This window comes from Dialister sp., from assembly GCF_036343215.1.
GTDB lineage: Bacteria > Bacillota > Negativicutes > Veillonellales > Dialisteraceae > Dialister.
In genome coordinates, this window is sequence record NZ_JAZASU010000105.1 from 1 (window position 1) to 5,406 (window position 5,406).

Sequence of the window (5,406 nt, forward strand, 5' to 3'; positions counted from 1 at the left end):
GAGGAGGACTTATTTCTTTTGTAAAAATAGAGTGAAAAAAATTCACCGCGCGGTTTTGGAGCTTTTGAAAATCATCTGCGTCCATCCCTCCGCCGGCTCGATCGATTTTGTACATCCGGGTGATGAGGGATTTCTTCAGGGGCCCTTTCGTCAGCTCCACGGGTATAGTAGCAAAAAACGCGATTTGTATCATTAGAATTTTATTAAACTTTTACTGCTTGTATTTGACGGAAACTTGCATCTTCGAAGACTTTTGAATCGGGAATGGTCGGGAATATCGGGGATGATCGGGGTTATCGGGAAGGTGGCGGGCATAAAAGTTATAAAACCCGCCATTTTTTCTATTGTAACTTTCGTCTGCGATATCCGTCATTTCGGATTAAGATATATTTCTGTGGCGCTTTATACTTTCACACCGCGCTTCCGTCAGCTATGCTGACTGCCCGAACCTTGGGGAAGCTTGAGGGGAGTCTTCCCTATTCGCATCCCATGCTATAGTGTCACCTGATAACGAATGATATCGGGCTTTTCAACTCCGCTTCTGCAAAATCCCCATATATTCATTGCCGCATCAGCGGCAATACCTTCCCGGATCCCGAAATCTCGAAAATGGGATAAACGGGGCTCGCCGTGGTGAGGCTAAGACCCGAAAATCTATGAGACTCAAATCCCGGTATATGCCAGATGACTCATATAATTCTATTTGAGCATATTCCAACTATTTGATACAATATAAATTAAGTAGACAAAGAGAGGTGTCATTATGTTTATTCATGAATTAGCCAATACGGCTCCTGCTTCCCATATGGCCATCGTGGGAGATGCCACAGTTACCTATGGAGAACTTCGGGAACTGATCCGTCTGTATCGGAATACGCTTTATGAAATGGGAGTCAGAAAGGGCGCGAAAGTAGGCCTTTATTCGGCAAACCGGGCCGAATTTCTTTATGCGTACCTGGCCATTGTCAGTCTGGGTGCCATCTTTATTCCTATCAATAATTCCCTGGTAGACCGGGAAGTGGATTATATCCTGAAAGATTCGGGCACGTTCCTTCTCATTACAGATACGAAGCTCAATGTATCCTGTCCGACCGTGGATATTCACGATCTGGATTTCAAAGCTTCTGAAGACAAGGCAAAAGAAGCGCCTCCGTTCCCGTCGGATATCACCGAAGATGATCTCTGCGCCCTGGTGTATACATCCGGTACCACGGGCATCCCGAAAGGGGCCATGCTGACCCACAAGAATCTCATCGACAATGTGGAATGTTTCACAAAAATGGTCATCATCAGGCCGGAAGACAAAGTCCTCTGCGTGCTTCCCATGTTCCATTGCTATGGGCTCACCACATCCATTAATTCCGTACTGTACCATCAGGGAACGATCGTCATTATCCGGACCAAGAGTCCTACGGAAATCATGAATGCCATCGTAGAACATTCGGTGACCATTGCTTTCATGGTTCCGCCCATGTACAATCTTCTGGCCCGTCATGGGGATCCTTCCATGGTTTCCACGGTTCATGATTTCATTTCCGGCGGCGCCCCCATTGCCCAGCCTATCGCCCAGGCTTTCTACGATCGTTTCCATCATCCCGTCCGTGAAGGCTATGGCTTGACAGAAGCTTCTCCAGTCGTCTCCGTCCTGCCTCAGGACCAGCTGAAATACCTCTCTGTAGGACCGGCTATTCCCGGAGTGGAAGCGAAAATCCTCACCGATTACGAAGGCCCCTATAAACCGGGCACCGTAGGCGAACTCATGGTACGCGGCGGAAATGTGATGAAAGGGTACTGGAAGAAACCGGAAGAAACAGCCAAAGTCCTCGAACCGGACGGCTGGCTCCACACGGGCGATCTGGCCTATATGGATGAAGATAATTTCATTTACATCGTAGACCGCCTGAAAGACCTCATCATCGTAAACGGGGAAAATATTTACCCCGGCGAAGTAGAAGGCTGCATCTATGAAGTGGAAGGAGTCTCCGAATGTGCCGTAGTCGGCCATCCTGATGCCCTCCGCGGACAGGTCGTCTGGGCCTATGTAGTCATGAAACCGGGCTATACCTATGACGAAGCCAAAATCCGCCGTTACCTCACCAAAAACCTGGCAGGCTACAAGATTCCGAGACGATTCATCCCCATGGATGCCCTGCCGAAGAACGCATCCGGAAAGATTCTGAAGAGAGCGCTCAGAAATAAGTGAGCCGTTAGCCGTCAGCAGGCAGCAGTTAGTTTTTGTGGAAATAGAAATAAGAGACTCTGTCCAGCCGATAGAGTCTCTTTTCTTTTGGGTTACTTCTATCTTTGACAACTTTTGAATCGGGATTGTCGGGGCTCTCGGGGATTGTTCCGGGAGTCTCGGGAAGGTGGCAGGCATCAGATTCATGAAGCCCGCCCTTTTTGAATTTGCCTTTGGCCCTCATTTGTGCCTGGTGAAGTTTTCCTGATCTGTGCAGTTCCCCATCACCGGCTGCGCCGGAGCTCTGCTGCTCCGGGAACCTTTCCGCGGGTCGATATGGACTATTCAGATGAAATCGTTACGGCATAAGCCCTGTGATTTTCATGGCACATATGAGGCGGACTGATGAAAGAAACTCGGGACAGATGACTCTGACGGTAAGCAAGTGCTCCCCGCACAGCCTCCCCGAAGTTCGGGGAGGTGGCGCCGAAGGCGACGGAGGGGCTGTACGGTCGTTCAGGTCGAAAATGAGCTAAAAGGTAAAATCATCACGGGGAGCTCCGCGAATGCGGGGAAGGGGCGTACGATGGTACGTGCCGAAAATGACTCTGTTCATTCATGCGTACCGTGTTCATCATTACGTAACGCATGAGACTTCTGTGTCACTTATCATTCTTTTGATAGTAAGCCCCCTTTACCCGCTTCGCGGGAGCTTCCCCCGTTGGGGGACGCAAATCTACAGCGGCCGGGAAGGATATTGTCGAAAGTGCGGTTCCCCCTCAGTCGCCTTCGGCGACAGCTCTCCTTTCGAGGGGAGCTTTTCTGCGTGACTTTTGAGTCGTTTTGGGTGAAATGGTACGCTATTTCCAGCCGTAAACGGATGGGCCCAATGAAAAGAGCCGATTGCCCGCACAATCGACTCTAATAACTAACCACTAACTACTGACGGCTGACTGCTAAACTCTATTTCAAAAGCGCTCTTCTCCCGAGTTCCAATGCTCCCATGAGGCCTGCGTGGTCTCCTAAAGCGGGAGGCACGATGTACTGGTCGATTTTTTTATCCAGCATTTCGGAGTGGATGTATCCATTCACGTTTTTCTTTGTTTCTTCCCGCACCATTTCGAAGAGCTGTGCCTGATGCATGACGCCTCCTCCGATGATGATTCTGTCCGGGGAGTAGAGAAGGACGAGATTGGCTATGCCCTGTCCGAGATAGAAGGCTTCCATTTCCCAGACTTCTTTCCGGTCGTAAAGGGTTTCGCCCGGGGCGCCCCAGCGGGCTGCGATAGCGGGTCCGCAGGCGTAGCCTTCCAGGCATCCTCCTGCTCCTTCTGTATCATTATGGAAGGTGCAGCTTCCTTTATAGGTATCTTTCGGATGGCGGAGGATCCTCATATGGCCTGCTTCGGGATGGACGAGTCCGTGCAAAAGCTGCCCATTGGCCAGAAGTCCCACGCCGATTCCTGTTCCTACGGTCATATAGGCCACGACGTCACAATTTTTTCCTGCTCCGTAGATGGCTTCTCCCAGAGCGGCTCCATTGACATCGGTATCAAATTCGATGGGAATCTGCAAAGCTTTGGCAAAGGGTCCCACGAAATCTACGTCCTGCCAGCCTTTTTTCGGGGTGGCTTTGATATAGCCATAGGAGGGGGAATTTTTTTTCAGGTCCAGGGGGCCGAAGGAGGCAATCCCCAGGGCTTTGATGTCATATTGTCTGAACCAGGAAATCATTTCAGGAATGACCTGAGCCGCCGTGGTGGTGGGGAAACGCATTTCCGATAGGATTTTCAGATTTCCTTCTTTCCATTCCCCGATGCCGCAGATGATTTTCGTCCCGCCTGCTTCGATTCCGCCGATGAGCATATTATTTTCCTCCATACTTGCGTTCAATATCTTTCTCATCATACAGAGGAATCCCTTTTTCGTGAAGGGCCGCTGCCAGGATTCCTTTCCCGGGAATCTTTTTCCCGCTGAAGGTGCCGTCGTAAATCATATGGACTCCGCAGGTGGGGCTTCCTCCTTTGAGGATGGCCATGTCCACGGGTCCTGCTTTTTCGAGGGTCCGCCGCACGCCCTGGCGATAGATTTCGTCCAGGTCTTTTCCTTCGATGGAAATGACCCGGCCTTTCCGGATTTCCACGGGAGGCCTGGGAATGGGCATACCTGCTTCCACTTCGGGGCAGACCGGCACATAGTCTTTATCTTTCAGAAAGGAAATGACCGCTTCATTCCGGTTATCTCCGCCGCTGTACTTGCATTTTCTACCCAGAAGGCAGGCGCTGACCATGATTTTCATGCTTTCACCTCTTTGAAATGGAGCCTGGATAAGACTTTGTCCGCTGCTTCCTTCGGCAGATGGGTGCCTGCATAGAGCCAGGTTTTTTCTCCCACCGGGTACATATAATAGGTCACCATCCCCTGGGAACCGGCTGCCGCATAGGAAATATAATCGTCCCGTTCTTCATAAATTTCAAAAGGCATGGTTATGATGGCTGAGCGCTGTTTTATTTCCTCTTCTTTGGAAATAAAGGCAAGGCGGAGCATCACTTTTTTCTTCTGATAGACGAGGAGGACTTCATTCGGCTTTTCCATATGGAAATCGTCCGAAGTGTCCAGGGTGACTTCGATTTTTTCTCCCTCTACTGCAGGGACGGTCATGGAATTCGGATTTTTCTCCTGCCCGCAGCCCGACAGAATCATGATGAAAACCGCAAGCATCGAAAGAATGAGGCCCGGCCATTTTTTTACTGTATTTGACATAGTTTCTCCTTACTTCTCTCCAACAATATTGTAGCAGATTTTTTTTGAAAGGGGGAAGGCTTTAGGAGATGAAAAAGCATTTTCATGCGTATCGTAAGAGTGGGAGATTCATGGGTTCCGCCAGTACGTTACGCAGGAGGCTTTTGTGTCATTTGTCATTCTTGCGATAGTAAGCCCCCCTTCACCCGATGGGGGACGCCGGAAATTTTTCCGCGGAAATTTACTGTCGAAAGTGCAGTTTCCACTCAAACGCTTCGTGGCTGCGGCATTTTCACATTTCCCAAATAAAAAGAGCCGATTGTCTGTACAATCGACTCTTAATTCCAATATCATTAACTTAAGAAAATCATGAAATAGTTCAAGTACGCGTCGAAAGATGCGTGCTTTTTTTGTGCAAAAAATTTAAAAAAATCCGACAAAATCTGAAAAAAGTACTTGACAAACGCAAAAAATTTTGCGGCGAA

General features: G+C 49.3%; 4 protein-coding genes. 1 reads left to right on the plus strand and 3 read right to left on the minus strand.

Annotation, left to right across the window (positions count from 1 at the left end):
* Positions 1-763 precede the first annotated feature (763 nt).
* Entirely contained in the window at positions 764-2,203 is a 1,440-nt protein-coding gene (locus VZT47_RS09160; RefSeq protein ID WP_330224662.1) for a class I adenylate-forming enzyme family protein, read from the plus strand.
* 939 nt (positions 2,204-3,142) lie between these two features.
* Here the strand turns inward: VZT47_RS09160 and VZT47_RS09165 are convergent.
* Genes VZT47_RS09165 through VZT47_RS09175 form a run of 3 tightly spaced genes read right to left on the minus strand, consistent with a single transcriptional unit; the run spans position 3,143 to position 4,942 of the window.
* Positions 3,143-4,045 carry an ROK family protein gene (locus tag VZT47_RS09165; RefSeq protein ID WP_330224663.1) on the minus strand — a complete coding sequence of 301 codons (903 nt, stop codon included), beginning with the start codon at positions 4,043-4,045 and terminating at the stop codon, positions 3,143-3,145.
* Position 4,046: 1 nt separating this feature from the next.
* Positions 4,047-4,478 carry a DUF523 domain-containing protein gene (locus VZT47_RS09170; RefSeq protein ID WP_330224664.1) on the minus strand — a complete coding sequence of 144 codons (432 nt, stop codon included), beginning with the start codon at positions 4,476-4,478 and terminating at the stop codon, positions 4,047-4,049.
* On the minus strand, positions 4,475-4,942 hold the full coding sequence (locus tag VZT47_RS09175) for a hypothetical protein (RefSeq protein ID WP_330224665.1): 468 nt from the start codon (positions 4,940-4,942) through the stop codon (positions 4,475-4,477). The genes VZT47_RS09170 and VZT47_RS09175 overlap by 4 nt, the downstream gene beginning before the upstream one ends.
* Positions 4,943-5,406 lie beyond the last annotated feature (464 nt).

What these genes read in the sequence shown, in the direction of transcription:
- VZT47_RS09160 (WP_330224662.1), top strand. Translation starts at nt 764, where the DNA reads ATGTTTATTCATGAATTAGCCAATACGGCTCCTGCTTCCCATATGGCC.
- VZT47_RS09175 (WP_330224665.1), bottom strand. Translation starts at nt 4,942, where the DNA reads ATGTCAAATACAGTAAAAAAATGGCCGGGCCTCATTCTTTCGATGCTT.
- VZT47_RS09170 (WP_330224664.1), bottom strand. Translation starts at nt 4,478, where the DNA reads ATGAAAATCATGGTCAGCGCCTGCCTTCTGGGTAGAAAATGCAAGTAC.
- VZT47_RS09165 (WP_330224663.1), bottom strand. Translation starts at nt 4,045, where the DNA reads ATGCTCATCGGCGGAATCGAAGCAGGCGGGACGAAAATCATCTGCGGC.